This window comes from Streptomyces sp. NPDC030838, from assembly GCF_055572035.1.
The window spans coordinates 61,474-79,263 of sequence record NZ_JBVIED010000017.1 but is presented as its reverse complement, the minus strand read 5'-3'; the positions used below and the strand labels follow the sequence as shown (position 1 = coordinate 79,263).

16 protein-coding genes are annotated in these 17,790 nt (G+C 69.3%); 8 read left to right on the top strand and 8 right to left on the bottom strand.

The annotated features are described in order from the left end of the window. The first annotated feature begins 315 nt into the window (after window positions 1–315). Window positions 316–2,145, top strand: a complete 1,830-nt coding sequence (locus ACZ42A_RS33575; protein ID WP_468531087.1) for an endonuclease/exonuclease/phosphatase family protein — start codon at window positions 316–318, stop codon at window positions 2,143–2,145. A 15-nt stretch (window positions 2,146–2,160) separates the two neighbouring features. Here ACZ42A_RS33575 and ACZ42A_RS33570 read toward each other — a convergent pair whose 3' ends face one another. The 4 genes from ACZ42A_RS33570 to ACZ42A_RS33555 all read right to left on the bottom strand — a co-directional run bounded on the left by ACZ42A_RS33570 (window position 2,161) and on the right by ACZ42A_RS33555 (window position 4,201). Next, complete coding sequence (locus ACZ42A_RS33570) at window positions 2,161–2,853, bottom strand: antibiotic biosynthesis monooxygenase (protein ID WP_468531086.1); 693 nt, start codon at window positions 2,851–2,853, stop codon at window positions 2,161–2,163. Between the two features lie 148 nt (window positions 2,854–3,001). Further along, window positions 3,002–3,313 carry a DUF3618 domain-containing protein gene (locus ACZ42A_RS33565; protein WP_468531085.1) on the bottom strand — a complete coding sequence of 104 codons (312 nt, stop codon included), beginning with the start codon at window positions 3,311–3,313 and terminating at the stop codon, window positions 3,002–3,004. Window positions 3,314–3,368: 55 nt separating this feature from the next. Continuing rightward, window positions 3,369–4,049, bottom strand: coding sequence for a hypothetical protein (locus ACZ42A_RS33560; RefSeq protein ID WP_468531084.1), 681 nt, complete (start codon window positions 4,047–4,049; stop codon window positions 3,369–3,371). After that, window positions 4,046–4,201, bottom strand: coding sequence for a hypothetical protein (locus ACZ42A_RS33555; RefSeq protein WP_468531083.1), 156 nt, complete (start codon window positions 4,199–4,201; stop codon window positions 4,046–4,048). The genes ACZ42A_RS33560 and ACZ42A_RS33555 overlap by 4 nt, the downstream gene beginning before the upstream one ends. A gap of 164 nt (window positions 4,202–4,365) precedes the next feature. Between ACZ42A_RS33555 and dapA the strand changes: the two genes are divergently transcribed. Further along, entirely contained in the window at window positions 4,366–5,280 is a 915-nt protein-coding gene (gene dapA / locus ACZ42A_RS33550; protein WP_468531082.1) for a 4-hydroxy-tetrahydrodipicolinate synthase, read from the top strand. Between the two features lie 13 nt (window positions 5,281–5,293). Here the strand turns inward: dapA and ACZ42A_RS33545 are convergent, their stop codons facing one another. The 3 genes from ACZ42A_RS33545 to ACZ42A_RS33535 form a co-directional block, all read right to left on the bottom strand. Next, window positions 5,294–6,511 carry a WD40 repeat domain-containing protein gene (locus ACZ42A_RS33545; RefSeq protein ID WP_468531081.1) on the bottom strand — a complete coding sequence of 406 codons (1,218 nt, stop codon included), beginning with the start codon at window positions 6,509–6,511 and terminating at the stop codon, window positions 5,294–5,296. Next, on the bottom strand, window positions 6,508–7,083 hold the full coding sequence (locus tag ACZ42A_RS33540; RefSeq protein ID WP_468531220.1) for a SigE family RNA polymerase sigma factor: 576 nt from the start codon (window positions 7,081–7,083) through the stop codon (window positions 6,508–6,510). The genes ACZ42A_RS33545 and ACZ42A_RS33540 overlap by 4 nt, the downstream gene beginning before the upstream one ends. A gap of 186 nt (window positions 7,084–7,269) precedes the next feature. Next, window positions 7,270–7,509, bottom strand: coding sequence for a hypothetical protein (locus tag ACZ42A_RS33535; RefSeq protein ID WP_468531080.1), 240 nt, complete (start codon window positions 7,507–7,509; stop codon window positions 7,270–7,272). Window positions 7,510–7,680: 171 nt separating this feature from the next. On the opposite strand from ACZ42A_RS33535, the gene ACZ42A_RS33530 reads away from it, so the two are divergent. Together ACZ42A_RS33530 and ACZ42A_RS33525 are read left to right on the top strand one after the other, a co-directional pair. Beyond that, window positions 7,681–8,478 carry an 8-oxoguanine DNA glycosylase OGG fold protein gene (locus ACZ42A_RS33530; RefSeq protein WP_468531079.1) on the top strand — a complete coding sequence of 266 codons (798 nt, stop codon included), beginning with the start codon at window positions 7,681–7,683 and terminating at the stop codon, window positions 8,476–8,478. A gap of 21 nt (window positions 8,479–8,499) precedes the next feature. Continuing rightward, on the top strand, window positions 8,500–8,724 hold the full coding sequence (locus ACZ42A_RS33525) for a cold-shock protein (RefSeq protein ID WP_468531078.1): 225 nt from the start codon (window positions 8,500–8,502) through the stop codon (window positions 8,722–8,724). A gap of 104 nt (window positions 8,725–8,828) precedes the next feature. On the opposite strand, the gene ACZ42A_RS33520 is transcribed toward ACZ42A_RS33525, so the two are convergent. Then, window positions 8,829–9,500 carry a DUF6415 family natural product biosynthesis protein gene (locus ACZ42A_RS33520; protein WP_468531077.1) on the bottom strand — a complete coding sequence of 224 codons (672 nt, stop codon included), beginning with the start codon at window positions 9,498–9,500 and terminating at the stop codon, window positions 8,829–8,831. Window positions 9,501–9,664: 164 nt separating this feature from the next. Here ACZ42A_RS33520 and ACZ42A_RS33515 point away from each other — a divergent pair, with 164 nt between their 5' ends. From ACZ42A_RS33515 to casB, 4 genes are all read left to right on the top strand, one after another. Beyond that, window positions 9,665–10,516, top strand: a complete 852-nt coding sequence (locus tag ACZ42A_RS33515) for a helix-turn-helix domain-containing protein (protein ID WP_468531076.1) — start codon at window positions 9,665–9,667, stop codon at window positions 10,514–10,516. 17 nt (window positions 10,517–10,533) lie between these two features. Further along, complete coding sequence (gene cyaB / locus ACZ42A_RS33510; protein WP_468531075.1) at window positions 10,534–11,100, top strand: class IV adenylate cyclase; 567 nt, start codon at window positions 10,534–10,536, stop codon at window positions 11,098–11,100. 1,058 nt (window positions 11,101–12,158) lie between these two features. Next, window positions 12,159–16,928, top strand: a complete 4,770-nt coding sequence (gene casA / locus ACZ42A_RS33505) for a type I-E CRISPR-associated protein Cse1/CasA (protein WP_468531074.1) — start codon at window positions 12,159–12,161, stop codon at window positions 16,926–16,928. Beyond that, window positions 16,925–17,773: a type I-E CRISPR-associated protein Cse2/CasB gene (gene casB / locus ACZ42A_RS33500; protein ID WP_468531073.1), complete on the top strand. Its 849-nt coding sequence runs from the start codon at window positions 16,925–16,927 to the stop codon at window positions 17,771–17,773. Before casA ends, casB begins: the two co-directional genes overlap by 4 nt. The last annotated feature ends 17 nt before the right edge of the window (window positions 17,774–17,790 follow it).

Below are 17,790 nucleotides of genomic sequence, written 5' to 3'. Positions count from 1 at the left end.
GACGGCGTACGACCAGGCGTACGACCAATGGTTCAGCCACTCAGCCTAGACGGATTTCCACCCATGCCGCCCGGTTCATCTCCTCGTCGACGGCTGTACATGGCCGAAACCTTGACAACTGGCCGGACCAGGCAGGAGATTGACGCGCGTAGAAGTCGGCGGACATCTGTTCACCGATCGGGGGGCGACATATTCCTCTTTCCGGGCACACCGCTTCCCCTTTTCTACGCGCGTCGCCACCGCCCCACCGGTCGCGGCTCCGACCTTCCGTTCCACCCTCGTCCCGGCGCCCAGAACGTCCCCGGAGGGATCCCGTTGCCGAGCAAGTCTTCCGCGCGCCTCGCCGCGCTCACCGTCGCCGCCGTCTGTTCCGCGGCGTCCACCGTCGTCCTCACCTCCCCGGCCCACGCGGACAGCGTGCGCATCCGGGACATCCAGGGCACGACCCGGATATCGCCGTACGCCGGCAAGCAGGTCACGGACGTGGCCGGAATCGTCACCGGCATACGGACCTACGGCTCGTCGCGCGGCTTCTGGATCCAGGACCCGGACGCGGACGCCGACCCGGCCACCAGCGAGGGCGTCTTCGTCTTCACCAGCTCCACGCCCAAGGGTGTGGCCGTCGGTGACGCGGTGAAGGTGTCGGGCACGGTCTCCGAGTACGTCCCGGGCGGCACCTCCTCCGGCAACCAGGCCATCACCGAGATCACCCGGCCGACGGTGACCGTCGTCTCCAGCGGCAACCCGGTCCCCGCGCCGGTGGCGATCGACGCGGACTCGGTGCCGGACGCCTACACCCCGGCGGGCGACCCGGCCGCGAACGGCTCGGTCAACGGTCTGCCGCTCCAGCCGTCGAAGTACGCCCTGGACCACTACGAGTCCCTGGAGGGCATGAACGTCCGGGTCTCCGACGCCCGCGTGGTCGGCGCCACCGACCCGTACACCGAGCTGTGGGTCACGGTGAAGCCGGACGAGCACGCCAACCGGCGTGGCGGCACGGTCTACGGCTCCTACACGTCCCAGAACACCGGCCGGATCATGATCCAGTCCCTCGGCAAGGTGGCGGACTTCCCGGACGCGAACGTCGGCGACAGCCTCACCGGTGCCACCACCGGCCCGCTGGACTACAACCAGTTCGGCGGCTACACGCTCGTCGCCAACGAGATCGGCGCCCTGAAGAGCGCCGGTCTGGAGCGCGAGACCACCCGCAAGCAGAAGAACGGCGAGCTGGCGGTCGCGACGTACAACGTCGAGAACCTGGACCCGTCCGACGACACCTTCGCCGCGCACGCCTCCGCGATCGTGAACAACCTGCGCTCGCCCGACATCGTGTCCCTGGAGGAGATCCAGGACAACAACGGCGCGACGAACGACGGCACGGTCGCGGCCGACCAGACCATGACGAAGCTGATCGACGCGATCGTCGCGGCGGGCGGCCCGCGCTACGACTGGCGCGCGATCGACCCGGTGAACAACACCGACGGCGGCGAGCCCGGCGGAAACATCCGCCAGGTGTTCCTGTTCAACCCCGAGCGGGTCTCCTTCACCGACCGCGCGGGCGGCGACGCGAACACCGCCGCCGGCGTGACCCGGGAGCACGGCAAGGCCGCGCTGACGGTCTCCCCCGGCCGGATCGACCCGGCGAACGAGGCCTGGAAGAACAGCCGCAAGCCGCTGGTCGGCGAGTTCGTCTTCCGCGGCCGCACGGTGTTCGTGATCGCCAACCACTTCAACTCCAAGGGCGGCGACCAGGGTCTGACCTCGCAGTACCAGCCGCCGGCCCGCAGCTCGGAGACCCAGCGGCACCTCCAGGCGACGGCGGTGAACACCTTCGTCAAGGAGATCCTGGCCACCCAGAAGAACGCGGACGTGGTCACCCTCGGCGACATCAACGACTTCGAGTTCTCCGGGACCACGAAGGCGCTGGAGGGCGACGGAGAGCTGTGGTCGGCGGTCAAGTCGCTGCCGCGGAGCGAGCGCTACTCGTACGTCTACCAGGGCAACAGCCAGGTCCTGGACCAGATCCTGATCAGCCCGTCGATCCGGCGCGGCTGCGACTTCGAGTACGACAGCGTGCACATCAACGCCGAGTTCCACGACCAGATCAGCGACCACGACCCGCAGGTGCTGCGGTTCCGTCCGTAGCCGTCCCGGAGTCGGTCAGTCGGGCAGCAGGCCCACGGCATGCCGGTACCGGGCGCCGGTGAAGCTCTTCACTCCGGGGTACGCCCGCACCCGCATCCACTGCTCGGTGGGTGCGCCGGGTGCGGCGATGGCGTCGTCGTAGGCCTGCTCGCTCTCCCACTCGGCGTAGTTGAGGACGTGGCTGCCGTCCGTGCTGAGGTGGAAGTGGGCGGCGATCAGCCCCCGGTGGCCGACGGGGTCGTCGGCCAGGGCCCGGATCACGTGGCCGATCCAGTCGGCGCGCCGCTGCTCCGCGTGCGGTTCGAAGTCGATCCGCACGGTCACGATCAGGCCCGGCACCCGGGTGTCCCCGACGGCGCGCTCACGGCTGCGGTGGCGGCGGTAGCGGTCGAGCCGGAGGCGTTCGATGCCCGGGACGGCGGCGTCGATCTCGTCGACGCGTTCCTGGCGGTGGGTCGTGAGGAAGTCCTCGTAACCCTGTTCGCTCGTCCACTGCGAGTAGTGCATCAGGGTGGAGCCGTCGCGGCCGGTGTAGACGTGGTAGCCGAGCAGTCCGTCGTCCGGCCAGGGGCGGCGCTCCCAGGCCGCCGCGACCGCCTCGACGGTCGCCCGTTGCCGTTCGGGTGTGCCGACCCGCCAGGTACTGAAGAACGGCGCCCCGGCGTCCGGGCGGGTGAGGTCGGGGTGGGCGCCGGTACGGCGGGTCATGTCGGCCTCCGGAAAGGACTGGTCGGTGTGTGTACCGACCAGCCTTCAACCTCAACCAAGCTTCAGGTCAAGAGCGCTCCGGAGGAGCGAGCCGGAGGAGCGCGCCAGGGAGGTTCTCACCGCCCGTCGCACTCAGCGCCGGCCGCGCTCAGTGCCCGCCTCGCCGCCGGCGCAGCACCCCGGCCGCGACCATCGCCGCGCCCGCCGCCCCGGCGACGAACATGGGCCGCGGGTGCCGCAGGGCGGCCTGGGCGGCCCTGCGCACCGGCTGGGGCGCCCGGTGTTCCACGGCGTGGCCCGCCCGCGCGGCCCCGCCCTGCACGGCGTGTCCCGCCTGCGCCGCGCTGCTGCGCAGCTGGACGGTCATCGCGCCGGCCTTGTCCCTGAGATCGGCGGCACGGGCGAGGGCGCGTCCGCGGACGTCCGCCTTGGCGGCCGTTTCCCCGGTCCGGTGAGTCATCGGAGTTCCCTTTCCTGAGGTCTGCGGGGAACCCGGGTACCCTGACCGGCCGTCACTACCCCTGCGCCGTATCGCCCGCGCCGCCGCGCTCCTCCCCCAGCTGGGCCAGGCGGCTCTGGAGCACATCGAGCCGGGCCTGCAACAGGGCTGCCTCGGCGACGAGTTCGGGCAGGCCGAGATCCACCGTCGCCGGCGTTCCGCCGCGCCTGGCGACGACCCGCAGCCCGTCCCCGGCCAGCCGGGCGAAGGAGGCTAGGGAGACGGACGTACGGCCGCGCAGGCAGCCCGCGCACGAGGGGGCGAGCGCCCGCCACCCCGGCCGTCCCCAGCCGGCGTCGGCGAGGGCGGCGGCGGCCGCGCCGCATCCGCACGGGCCGACGGTCGCGGTGCGCACCCGCTGGCGGGCGTAGCGGAAGCCCCGCTCGAAGCGGATGTACCGGCCGAGGACGGAGACCTCGAGGAGCAGCGCCGTCCGGTGCTCGGCCGCGCACAGCAGCGCCTCGGCCGCGGAGCGGTCGTGCACGCAGTGGAAGCCGCAGTCGCAGCGGCGGTGCGGTGCCGCGTGCCGCAGCCCGTAGACGCAGGACGCGTCGGCCACGACTCCGTACGGCAGCGCGCCGCCCAGCGACACACCGGTGAACCCGGCCCGGCCGCCGTCCTGGGACAGCACCGGGTGGGCGATCTTGTAGCCGGTCGGCGGCTCCGTCGGGCGTTCCTCCGGAAGCCGCAGCCTCATCGGGCGGCCGGTACCTCTTCGGCCGCGGAACCCTCGACGGTCTCAACTGTCTCAACGGTCTCGACGCCCTCGGGCAGTTCGAGGGTGTCGTCGTCCCGGGTCCGCGGCTGTTCCTCGGCGACTCCGGTGGCCAGTGCCTTGCCGAGCTTCATGACGCCTCCCTGAGCGAGGATGCAGGACGGTCCCCGCCATGGTGACCCATAGGAGGCCGAGTTGGACATAGGGCACCCACCCCTCAGACCTCGAAGCATCCCTTACAGCTACGTCGTAGCAGATTTAAGTGGAGCTACACGATCTACCCGCCGACACTACTCCCATGACCTACGCAGCTCTCGTGCCCTCGCCCCCGCCCTTCGGCCGCGCCCTGTGCGCGATGGTCACCCCGTTCACCGAGGCCGGCACCCTCGACCTCGACGGCGCCCAGCGGCTGGCGGACCGACTGCTGACCGAGGGCTGCGACGGCCTGGTGCTGAACGGCACGACCGGCGAGTCGCCGACCACCACCGACGAGGAGAAGGCGGCGCTGGTACGGGCCGTCCGCGAGGCGGTGGGCGACCGGGCGACGATCGTGGCGGGCGTCGGAACCTTCGACACCCGGCACACCGTCGAACTGACCCGGCAGGCGGAGAAGGCGGGCGCGGACGGCGTCCTGGTGGTGACCCCGTACTACAGCAAGCCCCCGCAGGACGCCGTCGAGGCACACTTCCGCGAGGTCGCGGACGCCTCCGGCCTCCCGGTCGCGCTGTACGACATCCCCGGCCGCACCGGCACCCGCGTCGAGCCGGAGACGGTGCTCCGCCTCGCCGACCATCCGAGGATCGTGGCGGTCAAGGACTGCTCCTACGACTTTCTCGCCACCCAGAAGATCCTCGCGCGCACCGATCTCGCGTACTACGCGGGCTGCGACGAGCACAACCTCGCCCTGTACGCGGTGGGCGCCGCGGGCTACATCAGCACGGTGGGGAACGTGATCCCCGGTCGGCTGCGGGCGGTGCTGGACGCTTTCGACGCGGGCGAGACGGCGCGCGCGGCCCGCCTCCAGCAGCGGGCGACGCCACTGATCGAAGCGATGATGTCGGCGGGCCTGCCCGGCGCGGTCACCGCCAAGGCCCTGCTCGGCGAACTGGGCCTGCCCGGCGGCGGCCCGGTCCGCACACCGCTGCGGCCCGCCGGCCGGGAGGCGGTCGACGGGCTGCTGGCGGCGTACGAGGAAGCCGTCACCGGGATCTGATCAGCGCCGGGCGTCAGCGCTCGGCGAAGACCGGCTCCCACTCCGTACGGGCGATGGTCTGGTTGGGCTCCCGGACACCGGTGAGCGGGACGACCTTCTCGCTGCCGATGGTGACCAGGACGATCCGGGGCCGGTAGGTGTCCGTGCCCGAGCCGGGCAGACGCTCCCACGTGATCAGACGCCGGTCGTCGGCCCAGGCCATCGCCCCGCTGCCGCGCACCTCGCCGACCCGCTTCCCGGTGCGCGGATCGAGGAGATCGGTATAGGCCTTCTCACCCTTCTCGCGGCCCAGTCCGCCCGCGGCGAGCCGGCCGTCGGGCGAGAGCCCCGCGGGCGCGTCCCACACCAGATGCCGCTCGGCGGCGGGCGCGGCGATCTCGTCACCGTCCAGGTCGTGGTACTGCCGGACGGAGTTGCCCGGCACCACCCGCGACCACACGGTCGTACCGTCGGCGCCGAAGGCGAAGTCCTCGCGGAAGTTGACGTCGTCGCGGGGTTCGACCGCGCTCCAGGTGCTCTTCCCTGAAGGCAGCTGCACGATGTGAAAGCCGAGCCGGTTGGGCACGCCGATCCGCCCCATCCAGTCCTTGCCCTTCTCCCCGTACACCGGGTCCCGCAGGTCCGGGTTCTCCGCGTACGCCGTGGCGACGAGCCGCTTCCCGTCCAGCGAGAAGGCGAGCCCCCCAACCCCGTGATCGACGGGAATCCAGCTCTCCACTTCCCGGGTCGCGAGGTCGAGGAGCCCGATCCTCCGCGCGGGCAGCTCCCGCTCCAGCACGGCGGCCGTCTTCAGCCCGGGCGCGACGGCGACGAAGGACCACCGGTCGTCTTCCCGGTATCGTCCGGTGCCCGGGTCGAGCAGGTGATACGTCCGCTCGGCGACCCCGACCGACTCCGACCGCGGGACGACCTCGGTGGTGTAGTACGCGGCGAGGGCGACGTCACCGGCGGCGACCATGTCCCGCGGCGGAGACTGATCCGGATGGGCGTGGATGTCCTGCTGCCCGGTGACTCCGGCGGGCCGTACGTCGTCCTTCTTCCCGGAGTCCAGCAGCGGCACCCCCACCGAGACGGCGACCACGGCGGCGGTGGCCGCGGCGACGGCGGCGAACCGGCGGGTGCGGCGACGCCGGCGGGCGGCCAGCACCCGTTCAACGAACCCCGGCCCCATCGGCGTCTGCCCCTCGGCCTGCTCACGCAGCGCGTCCCGCACCAGTTCCTCGACGTTCACGGACGTACCTCCAGGGTCTCGACGGGCGCGAAGTCAGGGGCCGCCGGCCGGCGCCCGGCCTCCCCGTCGTGGCCGAGCCCGGCCAGCTCGGGGGCGAGGGCGCGCAGCCGGGCGAGGGAGCGGTGCGTGGTGGACCGTACGGTGCCCACGGAGCACCCCAGGATGCGCGCCACGTCGCCCTCCGGCAGATCCTCGAAGTACCGCAGCACCAGCACGGTCCGCTGCCGGGCGGTCAGCCGCGACAGCGCATCCCGCATCACCAGCCGCAGCTCGGCGGCGCCCGAGCCGTCGCTCGCGGCAGCCGCCGAATCGGGCGGCTCGGCCACACTCAGCTCCCGCCGAGGCCACTTCAGCCGCCACCGGCTGACCTGCTGCCGATACAGCACCTGCCGGACATACGCCTCGGGCTCATCGATCCGGTGCCAGCGCCCGGCCACCTTGATCAGCGCGTTCTGCAACAAATCCTCGCCCGCGTGCCGGTCGCCACCGGCGAGCAGAACCGCCGTCCTCAGCAGCGCGGACGACCGGTTGGCCACAAAATCCCGGAAGTCCTCCTGCGCCTCGGCATCCATCGTCACCTTCTCTTCCCCCGGGGCGGACCCGGTGTCGGCCCCTGTGCCCCTTGGGACGGGTGCGGGGCCCGGCCACTATGCCTGCTCCCGAAGAAAAGTCGTCCAGCGACGAGAACGGCCCGGGGCCCGTACCGCAGGTGGTCGCGGTACGGGCCCCGGACCGGACGGCGGGGTGGGCGGTGCCGACTACTCGGCAGCGGGCCCGGCGGCGTGCCCGCCGCCGAGCTGGAGGAAGTGCTGCAGCACGTCTTCCATCGGGTCGTCGACCTGCCCGACATTGACGAGCCCGATCCGGGGACCGTTGTGCGAGGCGGTGTTGGTCTCATCGGCATGCGCGGCTCCACCCGCCATGCCCCAACACACCGCCACCAGAACGCCCACCCCGGCCAGCCGGCGCACCGCACCCCTCGCCCGTTCGTTCCTCATACCTCAGCCCTCATCTCACCGTTCCGGCATCTGATCGGACAGAACTGCGTCCACCCGTTCATCTGCCGAATCGACCGCAAGGTCACGGCCGGTAATCCGTTTACGTGATCGTCGCGAAGACGGCCGAGCGCACGATGCGATACTTGCCGCAAACCAGGGGGGTGGGCTTCCATGCGGTTCGACCAAGGCCTGGCGGACAAGCTCGACGCGGCGATGTTCGATCAACTTCTGCCAGGAGACGCCGTGGAGTCACTGGTCGGTTGGCTGGCTGACCCGGGGAGAGGCGGGCGGTACGCGAACGGAAGTGGCCCGCACACCATTGCCTACACACCCTCCAGTTGGCCGGCTGCAACTCCCTGGCCCGCCACCTTCGCCGACCGGACGACGGCCGGTCCGGCCACCGTGAGCCGGGCCGACGTCGTGACCGCTGTCAGGGCTGCGAGGCAGTCGGAGAGCTGGGCGGAGGCGTTCGTGGCCACCCAGGTGTGGGGGTACGGCGTCACGGGATACGGCCCGTATCGCACGGGCCGGGTACTCACCCAGCCAGGCGCTGAGGCCGTCATCGCTGAAGCGGTGTCCTTGCTGGTCACCCAAGGGGCGATCGCGGCGTACGAGAGGCTGAACACACTGGACGGCCTCGGACCGGCGTTCCTCACCAAGTTCCTGTACTTCGCCGGCCTGGCGCTGCCAGAGGTACAGGGTCCGCGTCCGCTCATCCTCGACAGCGTGCTGGCCGGTGTTCTCCGTCGCCACGCCACGAAGGCCGGGCGGGCGGCAGGCCACGAGTGGTCCGAGACGATCGCCAACCGGATCTGGCGCGACGGAAACTGGACTCCACACCGTTACGACGTCTACCTCCGATGGATGTACGCAGCCAACGACCGTCTCAGAGCCGCGTCGGTGGACTGGCCCGCAGCCCCCGACGTCCTGGAACTGGCACTCTTCAGTCGAGCCTGGGATCCCGCGTGATCAACACTGTAAGGTGACCCCATGGTGACTGCGACCGTCCGCGAATGGCACGACGAGGAGGGGTGGGGCGTCCTCGACTCCCCCGAGACTCCCGGCGGTTGCTGGGGCCACTACTCCAACATCCAGACGGAGGGCTTCCACACCCTGTCGCCGGGCCAGCGAGTGGAACTCCAGTGGGAGGCGCCCGGCTTCGAGCAGGACGGGTACACGTACCGAGCGGTGAACATCGTGGCGCGGCCCGCCTGACAACCACCACACGTCACGTGCTGCGTCGGCGCGGCGTGTGGTGGTTGCGAATCTCCACGTTGCAGTCGGAGACCCGCGAGTAGTCTCCGCGCCGGGCCGCCTCCTCACGCTGCCTGGCGAGACCCTGGCACACCCACACTCCAGCGCGGCAGTCGCCAGACGAGCGGCAGAGCAACGTCGAGCGGCTGCTCCTGGAACGTCACAGCCGCCCCCCGCCTCACGCCGGTGGCGGAGGGATCATGCTGCGCTCGCCGATACACCTCGTAGAGCTGATCGGCAGCCGCGCACGGCAGGTTGGCATTGGCTCCGGTCTCATCCCTGGCCATGCAGGTCTCGCAGTGGATGCAGTGGTTCCCTAGAGCGAGGAGCGCTGCCCGCTCGGGGTCGAGGACGACAGGCTCCCCGCTGCTCAGGTTCTCGTAGTGGTCACACAGGGCGTTGACGGACTGGGCGAGGCGCTGGACATGCGCAACCTGGGCGGTCAGGGAGCGGCGGGGCTCCAGACGAAGTCGGGTGCGCGCCTCCATGATGGCGGCGTACGCGCAGGCACTGGGCACGTCGTCCTCGGGGAACTGGTCGGCCAGTGCCTCGACGACGGGGATGGCCAGTGCGAGGTGCCCGCGCAGCTGGAGCTTCAGCGTCCCCAACTCATCATCGGGCGGCAGCTCTGCGTCCTCCGCCAGCAGGCGATGCGCGGCTGCGCACATGGACCCGATGTCCAGCGGCGGACACTGCTTTTCCGTCGCAGCGGACGCTGCGACTGTACGGTGCGTCATGTCGGCTCCAAGCCCAGTCGGCCATCCCCGGGGTCGTCCACGCGACCGCCGGGGCTCGGCGATGCATTCAGGATCTTGTGACGCACCGTGTCGACACGATCCCTCAGCGGTAATCTCACGGTGAGATGACTTGCCATCCCATTCGTGGATACGGGGGCCGCGCCATGTCTACCGCACTGGCACCAATCGAGTTGCCGGACTGGGCCTGGGAGCGCGCTGAAGTCCGCCAGGCCCTCCGGGCCCGTGACATCGGCACGGTCTTCCGGCACGTCCAGCATTACGGAGGGGCGAGCCAAGCGCGCATCGCCACAGCCACCGGAATGACTCAGGCCCGCGTCAACGAGATCATCAACGGCCGCCGCGAGGTGTCGCGCCTCGATGTGTACGAGCGGATCGCGGACGGACTACGCATGCCCGATGACGCACGCCACCTGCTCGGGCTCGCAGCCGGCAAGGAGAAGCGCACCGGAGGGGCCGCGTTCGACCTCGCCGCCTTCCCAGAAGTCGTCCGCGTATACGCAGCCCAGAGTTCAGCGGCGACGGAGATCCAGCAGCAGGCCCGCGAGGCACACGAGCTGGATGTCCTGGCGGTGCGGGGCCTTGGGCTCCTCGGACTGAATGACAGCCTGCTGCGAGCCTGCTTACCGGGTGACCGGGGAGGGAAAGGCCTGCGCGTCCGGGTGGCGCTGCTCGACCCTGAGTCGCCTGCGCTCACGCGACGCGCAGCCGAGATCGGTGAGTCCCGCGAGTCGCTCGCCAACGGCGTGCGCTTGACCGAGGCCCGGCTGCGGGAGCTGGCCGACGTGTGCGACGTCGGCGTATGGCGCTACAAGATGCTGCCTACTTGGCGAGTGATCCGCACGGACGCCACGATGTTCGTCGGTGCCTTCGACGCGGGATGGGAGGGCCACGAGTCGGCCACCTACAAGGTGGTGGAGACGCCCCACGGACCCTTCTTCCGGGGGTTTCGGCGCATGTTCGAGGCGGTCATCGACGGTGCAGAGCGCACGGTGTGAACGGAGAGGGGAACGGCGTGATCGAGGCGGAGTTGAAGGCGCACGTAAACGCGCCGGAGGCGGTCATGCGGCAGTTGGACGTACGCGCGACCGCCCGGATCGAGGTGTACCGCGATACATACTACGACCGCCCTGACGGCTCTTTGGAGAAGGCGGACCAAGAGCTGCGCGTCCGCACAGTTCACGGCGCAGACAGCACCCGGACGGTGCTGACGTTCAAGGACGCCGCAGTCGACGAAGCCTCCGGCTCGAAGCCTGAGCACGAGACCATCGTCGAGAGCGCCGAAGCGGCACACGCGATCCTTCGCGGGTTGGGCCATGTCCCCGTCATCGCCTTCGAGAAACGGTGCCGCAACTACGAGTTCGAGGCACGCGGCCGGCGGCTGCTCGCCACGTTCGTGCGGGTGCCCGAGATCGACGGCACGTTCCTGGAGGTCGAAACACTCGTGGACGAGGCGGACATGAAAGCGGCATTGGACGACATCCGAGCCGTCCTCGCCGACCTCGGCATTGACGACGAAGACCTGACGAGGGAGACGTACACGGGGGCAGTCGCCGCACAACGCAGCTCACGCCGCGCGTGACCCAAGGCCCTCTCCCTCATGAGGGCGGAAAGGGGGGTCCTTCTTCTGGACGAAGAGGTCGTGGGTTCAAAACCCGCCGCCCTGACGGGGAAGTACCAGGTCAGAGCCTGATCCGCAGCGCGAGTCGGGCCCCTGAGTGGTTCCGGGGCCAATCTGGGAGCCATTAGGAGCCGAGCGGGATCCGGCTCCCGGGGGCTTTGTAGCCGTGATTCCCCCCCGGCTCCCGCAGCGGTGGTCCCGCTCAGCACGTTCTGCTACTTCGACCTGTAGCGTGGTCCCCGCGCCCGCGGGAGTGGTCCCCCTTCTGCCCCCTGTGGGGCGCTAAAGGTCGGTGCTCCCCGCGCCTGCGGGGGTGATCCTTGGGGATCCGCACCGCCAGCGTGGCTGTGAACGTGCTCCCTGCGTCTGCGGGGTTGGGAAGCTGCGGGCATCCATCTCCATCGGAGCGTAAGTGCGTGTGATTGACACTGCTTCGAGGGGCCAACTGGGGGTCCGCCCCTTCAACAACTCTCTTTATTCAACTGACGATTGCGGCTGAGCCAGCGCTGGTAGCGTGATGCCGCCTGGCCCCTCGGGGGACCAGGCGGCGTCAAAGAAGAATGGCCGGAACCCATGCACCCGCTGACAACGAGAAACACGGGTCCGGCCCTGCCAAGGCACCAGTGGTGACCAATGACAGGAGAATTCTACCTGTGAGTACCGCAGTCACATCAGGCCACTCATCCGAACCATCACCGACGCAGATCTGGCACAGCCTGTTGGTCGCCATGATCACCGTTTTCCCGTCCGCCTCCTCCCCCAACGCACGCTGGGTGTGGGGGTTGGTCGTAGTGATCGTGGTCTTGTTGCTTCGTTCGGAGGCGTTGAAGCAACGCTTCGCCTGACGTACGTGGTGTGGGTGTCCAGCGTCGGCCCTCATCCGAGCTGGTCACCCACTCCCTCGCTGCTCCCGCTCGCGTCGTCATCCAGTTACCACCTCGCCACGCGCGCCCAGACAGTTCTGCCATGCCGCGCAGGAAGGGTGAGGCATGCCTCATGCAGCCAAGGATTCAGGTTCTATGGATGTCGGACCACCGTTCGGCCAGTTGTCCGCTGCCACCAGGTCGGTGTGGGCGAAGTACGACCGGAAGACGAGCGGTTGGCTTCCCTTGTGGCGCCACATGGCGGACAGCGAGGCCGCCGCCGTCCGGTTGTGGGAGCAGTGGGTACCCCGTTCCATCAAGGAGTTGGTGGCCGAGGCTCTGCCCGGCGGAGATGCCGATGCTCACAAGCTCGTTGGGTTTCTGGCCGGCGTGCACGACGTGGGGAAGGCCACCCCTGCTTTCGCCTGTCAGGTCGAGCCGCTGGCCGTAGCGATGCGGGACGCGGGGCTCGATATGCCGCTCGCTCGCGAGTACGGGCAGGATCGGCGGATGGCACCGCACGGGCTGGCCGGACAGTTGCTGCTGCAGGAGTGGATGGCCGAGCGGTTCGGGCTCCGCGGCCGGGTGTCGGGGCAGTTCGCGGTTGTGGTGGGTGGCCATCACGGAACGTTTCCCGAGCACCAGCAGATCCACGACCTCCAGCTTCGTCCTCATCTGCTACGTCACGCCGGGCCGAGTGAGAGCGTGTGGCGCAGGGTTCAGTTCGAGTTGCTGGACAGCTGTGCCGCATCGGCAGGGGTGACGGACCGGCTGCCGCAGTGGGGGGAGGTTCGGCTGCCACAGTCGGTGCAGGTCGCACTGACGGCGGTCGTGATCCTTGCGGATTGGGTTGCCAGTTCGCCCGAGTTGTTTCCCTACGATCCCGAGACCTGGCAGCCCATTGGGCCCGTGGGCGAGCGGCGTCGGCTGGCAGCCGCCTGGAGTGGGCTCGACCTGCCACGCCCATGGGCTCCTCGGGAACCGGAGCAAGACGCCGACGAACTGTTCAGGCAGCGGTTCGCCAAGCTGCAGCAAGCAGTCATCCGGCCGGTTCAGGCCGAGGCGGTACATATGGCGCGGACCGTGCCGATGCCCGGGATCCTGGTGATCGAAGCGCCCATGGGCGAGGGGAAGACCGAGGCGGCGCTCGCCGCCGCGGAGATACTGGCGGCACGGTCCGGTGCAGGCGGTCTTCTCATGGCGTTGCCCACGCGCGCCACGGGGGACGCGATGTTCCCCCGGCTGCTGGACTGGTTGGACCGCCTTCCGGACGCTGAGGAGGAAGGAGACGGCCGGCGTTCTGTCGTGCTCGCCCATGCCAAAGCTGCGCTCAACGAGCTGTGGGCGGGGCTGCTGCGGCGCGGACGGCGGGCGATCGTCGCCGTCGACCCCGACGGGCGAGAAGAGAGCTCGGGGCGGCATGCCAAGCCGGCCGGATTCCATGCGCATCAGTGGCTGCGGGGACGCAAGAAGCAGCTGCTGGCCTCGTTCGCCGTGGGCACCATTGACCAGCTTCTCTTCGCGGGATTGAAGAGCCGGCACCTGGCGCTGAGGCATCTGGCGGTGGCTGGCAAGGTCGTGGTGATCGACGAGGTGCACGCCTACGACGCCTATATGGGGCGGTACCTGGACCGCGTGCTGGAGTGGCTGGCGGCCTACCACGTTCCGGTCGTTCTGCTGTCGGCGACGCTCCCGTCCGATCGCAGGCGCGCGCTCGTAGCCGCGTATACGGGTTCGTCGGGCGACGGTGTCGAGACGAGTGCCGATGCGTACCCGCTGATCACTGCTGCCTCCCCGGGTAACCCGGTCCTTAGTGCTCGTCCCAAACCGGCCTCCGGGCGGCGGGTCGAAGTAGTGCTGGAGCGGCTCGACGACGATGTCGTCTCGCTGGCGGACCGCTTGGAAAGAGAACTTGCCGACGGCGGCTGCGCGCTGGTCGTGCGCAACACCGTGGACCGGGTGCTGGAGACCGCCGATGTCCTGCGGGCACGGCTGGGGGACGGGGCGGTCACCGTTGCGCACTCACGGTTCCTCGCCGCCGACCGGACGGCTCGGGATGCCGACTTGCTGCGGCAGTTCGGACCGGACGACCAGCGGCGTCCACATCGGCACGTGGTGGTGGCCAGCCAAGTGGCTGAGCAGTCACTCGACATCGATTTCGATCTGCTGGTGACGGACCTGGCCCCTGTGGACTTGGTTTTGCAGAGGATGGGCCGATTGCACCGGCATGCCAGGCATAGGCCCTCACACCTCACGCAGGCCCGCTGCCTGATCACCGGTGTGGACTGGCAAGCCATGCCTCCCCAACCGGTGTGCGGAACACGTGCCGTCTATCGCAGTGAGTACACCCTGCTGCGCTCGCTGGCCGTGCTCGGCCCGTATCTGGACGGACGTGTGCTGGAGCTTCCTGGCTGTATCAGTCCGCTGGTGCAGGCCGCCTACGGAGACGAGCAGGTCGGCCCTCCGCAGTGGGCGCAGCGGCTCGCTGAGGCGTACGTCGTACATGAGCAACTGTTGGCCGAGAAGCGAGAGAAGGCCGAAGCCTTTCTGCTCGACCCGGCCCGGCGGGCTGGGCGGCCGGTGTACGGGTGGCTTGAGGCTGCGGCAGGTGATGTGGACGACAGTCCTGGGGGGCGCGCTCAGGTACGGGACAGTGCGGAGACGCTGGAGGTCCTGGTCGTCCAGCGGCATGCCGATGGACAGCTGACGACCGTGCCGTGGCTGGACAACGGGCGGGGTGGTCTGGAGCTGCCTGTCGACTTCCCGCCGAGTCAGCGCGCTTGCGAGGCAGTGGCCGCGAGTGCCCTCACTCTGCCAGGGCGCTTCAGCACGCCCTGGTTGATCGACCGAACTATTTCCGAACTGGAGGAGTTCCTGGTCCCGGCCTGGCAGGCGAAGGAGTGCCCATGGCTGGCGGGTGAGCTGATTCTCGTTCTCGGCCCGGATTGTCAGACCCGTCTGGCAGGCTTCGTGCTCACCTACAGCCGCGCAGACGGTCTGCGGGTGACGTCCCCTGACGCGCCCGCAACCAGCGCGGGTGCAGCTGGGCAGAGAGCAGTTGGGCTCGAGGACGGACGCACGGGGGGAGAGGGGAATCAGGGTGAGCACAACGAGCAGCCGATCCAGTCGGGCACCCGGACTCTTAGCCGAGCTCGTACGGGGCACACGGAGGAGAGCACGATGAGCGAGGAGCCCGCGGAGGCACCAGGGCCGCCCTCGTTCAATCTGGCCACCGAGCCGTGGCTGCCCATACAGCGCACGGACGGAACGGTCGACCTCGTCTCCCTGATCGGCCTCTTCGAGCAGGCAGATTCCGTGCGAAGGCTGGTGGGAGACGTACCCACGCAGGAGTTCGCGCTGCTGCGGCTGTTGCTCGCCATCCTCTATGACGCGCTGGCCGGTCCAGCGGAGGTGGAGGATTGGGAGGATCTGTGGCTGTCGGCCGAGCCGTTCGCCACTGTGCCGGAGTACCTCACTCGTCACCGGGACCGATTCGATCTGTTCGATTCGGAGCGCCCGTTCTACCAGGTCGCCGACCTTCGAACTGTGAAGAACGAGGTGGCGCCGCTCAGCCGGATCGTCGCAGACGTACCTGTGGGCGAGCCCTTCTTCGCCATGCGCCGCCCTGGTGTCGACTCGCTGTCGTACGCGGAGGCCGCCCGATGGCTCGTGCACGCCCACGCCTTCGACACCTCCGGGATCAAACCCGCCATGGTGGGCGACGAGCGGGGCAATGCGGGAAAGGTCTATCCCCTCGGGGTGGGGTCACTCGGTCATCTCGGTGGGGTGTTCGCCGAAGGATCCGTTCTCCGGGAGACCTTGCTGCTCAATCTCATTGCCTTCGAAGAGGCGTCGGCAGCGTTCGATGGATCGGCCGGGGAGGACGTACCTGTCTGGCGTCGGCCGGATCCCCTCGGATCCGGGGAACGCAAGGATGCCTCCGGCCAGGCGCGTCCTGCCGGGTTGCGGGACTTGTACACCTGGCAGTCCCGCAGGATCCGGCTGCATGCGGAATGCGGCGCCGTGACCGGGGTGGTCCTCGGCTACGGCGACCCCCTCACCCTCGCCGCCCCATGGAAAGTCGAGCCTATGTCGGGCTGGCGGCGCAGCGAAACGCAAGAGAAAAAGCAAGGCCGTACTCCCGTCTACACGCCGCTCAGGCATGACCCCAGCCGAGCGGCCTGGCGGGGACTGGGCTCGTTGCTTCCTGCCCGTCGGCAGCCACTGGACGACGCAAGGCGTGGTGAGCCGGCGCGCATCCTGCACTCTGGCATCGCACAGTGGTTCACACATGTGATCACGGCGAGCGAGATCGACCCGGGCACGTTGGTGCGGCTGCGTCTGGTCGGCGTGGTGTACGGCACTCAGCAGTCCGTGGTGGACGAGATCGTGGACGACTCCGTGGTACTGCCCGTGATCACCTTGCACGAGGCAAACCCGGTCTTCGGCGCCGCGGCGGTCGACGCCGTCAGTGACGCGGAGGGAGCCGTCAGCGCTCTCGGCCAGCTCGCCGGAAATCTGGCCCGAGCCGCAGGCACGGACCCGGCTACTCCGGTCACTGCCGCACGTGACCTGGGCTTCGGCACGTTGGACGGCCCATACCGGGCATGGCTGAAGGATCTGCTGGCCTTCGCTGACCTGGACACAGCACGCCGCGAGTGGCGGGCCACCGTTCGCCGCCACGTGCTACGGCTTGGCCAGCAGTTACTCGACTCCACTGGCCCCGCCGCGGACGAGGGCCGATTGATCGAAGTTCCCGGCGCCGGTACTCGGCTGATGGATGCCGGTCGCGCCGAGCAATTCTTCCGCATGCGGCTCTACAACGTCCTGGGCTCACCGACAGATCGGGCTGAAAGCAAAGCTTCTCTCCCGCATCAGCCTGGTCCCCGATCCGTTCTCAACCACCGTACGGGGAGCGCATCATGAGCACGACCGCGGAACCGACCGGCGCCAACCGTGCGGTACGGCAAGGCGACCGGCCCCATCCGTCTCTCGTCCGAACGGCTGCTCTGCGCACCATCAACCGGCTGCAAGGGGGATACCGGAAGGACAGTCCGGCGGCCGTGGCTGCGGTGGCTCGACTACGACGCGAGGCTGGACGTGAGGCCCACACGTCGCCCACAAGCTGGGGGCTAGACGATCTCGAAGCGCTCACCGAACTTCGGGAAGAGCACGGTCGGCAGAACAATGACACCGCCCGATTCCTGGTGCCGGAGGCGCGGCGCCGGCACGAACAGCGCGAGGAACGCGAGGATCGGGCGGTTCATCTGGCCGTGACCCTCTGGGCACTTCATCAGCAGTCGCTGCGCGACGAACCGATGCATGTCCCCGGCTGGTCCCTGGGCCGCGCCGTACGACGGCTGGCCCAGGAGAAGACCCAAACGCCCGAAGCTGCGACGCAGCGCACTGCGGGCGAAGCCACAAACGAAGAGGCGCGGGAGAACGAGAAGCCGAGAGCCGTAGAGGGTGTCAGTGCCACCATTCGCAAGCGCTTCGTACGCATCGGAACGTCGCCCGACGTCGAAACCTTGGGCCGTCGCCTGCGCGAGATGGTGCTGCTGCTTCGGAACGCCCGTATCCCGCTGGATTACGGGCTGCTCGCCGACCAGCTCAACCGCTGGCAGTACGAGGCGGGCCAGCCTGACGTCAGGCGCTCCTGGGGGCGTGACTTCCACCGTGCGTATGGAAGCACCGCGCCGGACGACGGTGAGAACGTGCCAGCGTCTCCTGTGCGCGCCCCGGACTATGCGGTCGAAGACGGGGGCGAATAACCCTCAATCCAGATCAC

What these genes read in the sequence shown, in the direction of transcription:
- ACZ42A_RS33565 (WP_468531085.1), bottom strand. Translation starts at nt 3,313, where the DNA reads ATGACTCACCGGACCGGGGAAACGGCCGCCAAGGCGGACGTCCGCGGA.
- casB (WP_468531073.1), top strand. Translation starts at nt 16,925, where the DNA reads ATGAGCACGACCGCGGAACCGACCGGCGCCAACCGTGCGGTACGGCAA.
- ACZ42A_RS33525 (WP_468531078.1), top strand. Translation starts at nt 8,500, where the DNA reads ATGGTGACTGCGACCGTCCGCGAATGGCACGACGAGGAGGGGTGGGGC.
- ACZ42A_RS33560 (WP_468531084.1), bottom strand. Translation starts at nt 4,049, where the DNA reads ATGAGGCTGCGGCTTCCGGAGGAACGCCCGACGGAGCCGCCGACCGGC.
- ACZ42A_RS33520 (WP_468531077.1), bottom strand. Translation starts at nt 9,500, where the DNA reads ATGACGCACCGTACAGTCGCAGCGTCCGCTGCGACGGAAAAGCAGTGT.
- dapA (WP_468531082.1), top strand. Translation starts at nt 4,366, where the DNA reads ATGACCTACGCAGCTCTCGTGCCCTCGCCCCCGCCCTTCGGCCGCGCC.
- ACZ42A_RS33540 (WP_468531220.1), bottom strand. Translation starts at nt 7,083, where the DNA reads ATGGATGCCGAGGCGCAGGAGGACTTCCGGGATTTTGTGGCCAACCGG.
- ACZ42A_RS33515 (WP_468531076.1), top strand. Translation starts at nt 9,665, where the DNA reads ATGTCTACCGCACTGGCACCAATCGAGTTGCCGGACTGGGCCTGGGAG.
- ACZ42A_RS33530 (WP_468531079.1), top strand. Translation starts at nt 7,681, where the DNA reads ATGCGGTTCGACCAAGGCCTGGCGGACAAGCTCGACGCGGCGATGTTC.
- casA (WP_468531074.1), top strand. Translation starts at nt 12,159, where the DNA reads ATGGATGTCGGACCACCGTTCGGCCAGTTGTCCGCTGCCACCAGGTCG.
- ACZ42A_RS33555 (WP_468531083.1), bottom strand. Translation starts at nt 4,201, where the DNA reads ATGAAGCTCGGCAAGGCACTGGCCACCGGAGTCGCCGAGGAACAGCCG.
- ACZ42A_RS33535 (WP_468531080.1), bottom strand. Translation starts at nt 7,509, where the DNA reads ATGAGGAACGAACGGGCGAGGGGTGCGGTGCGCCGGCTGGCCGGGGTG.
- ACZ42A_RS33570 (WP_468531086.1), bottom strand. Translation starts at nt 2,853, where the DNA reads ATGACCCGCCGTACCGGCGCCCACCCCGACCTCACCCGCCCGGACGCC.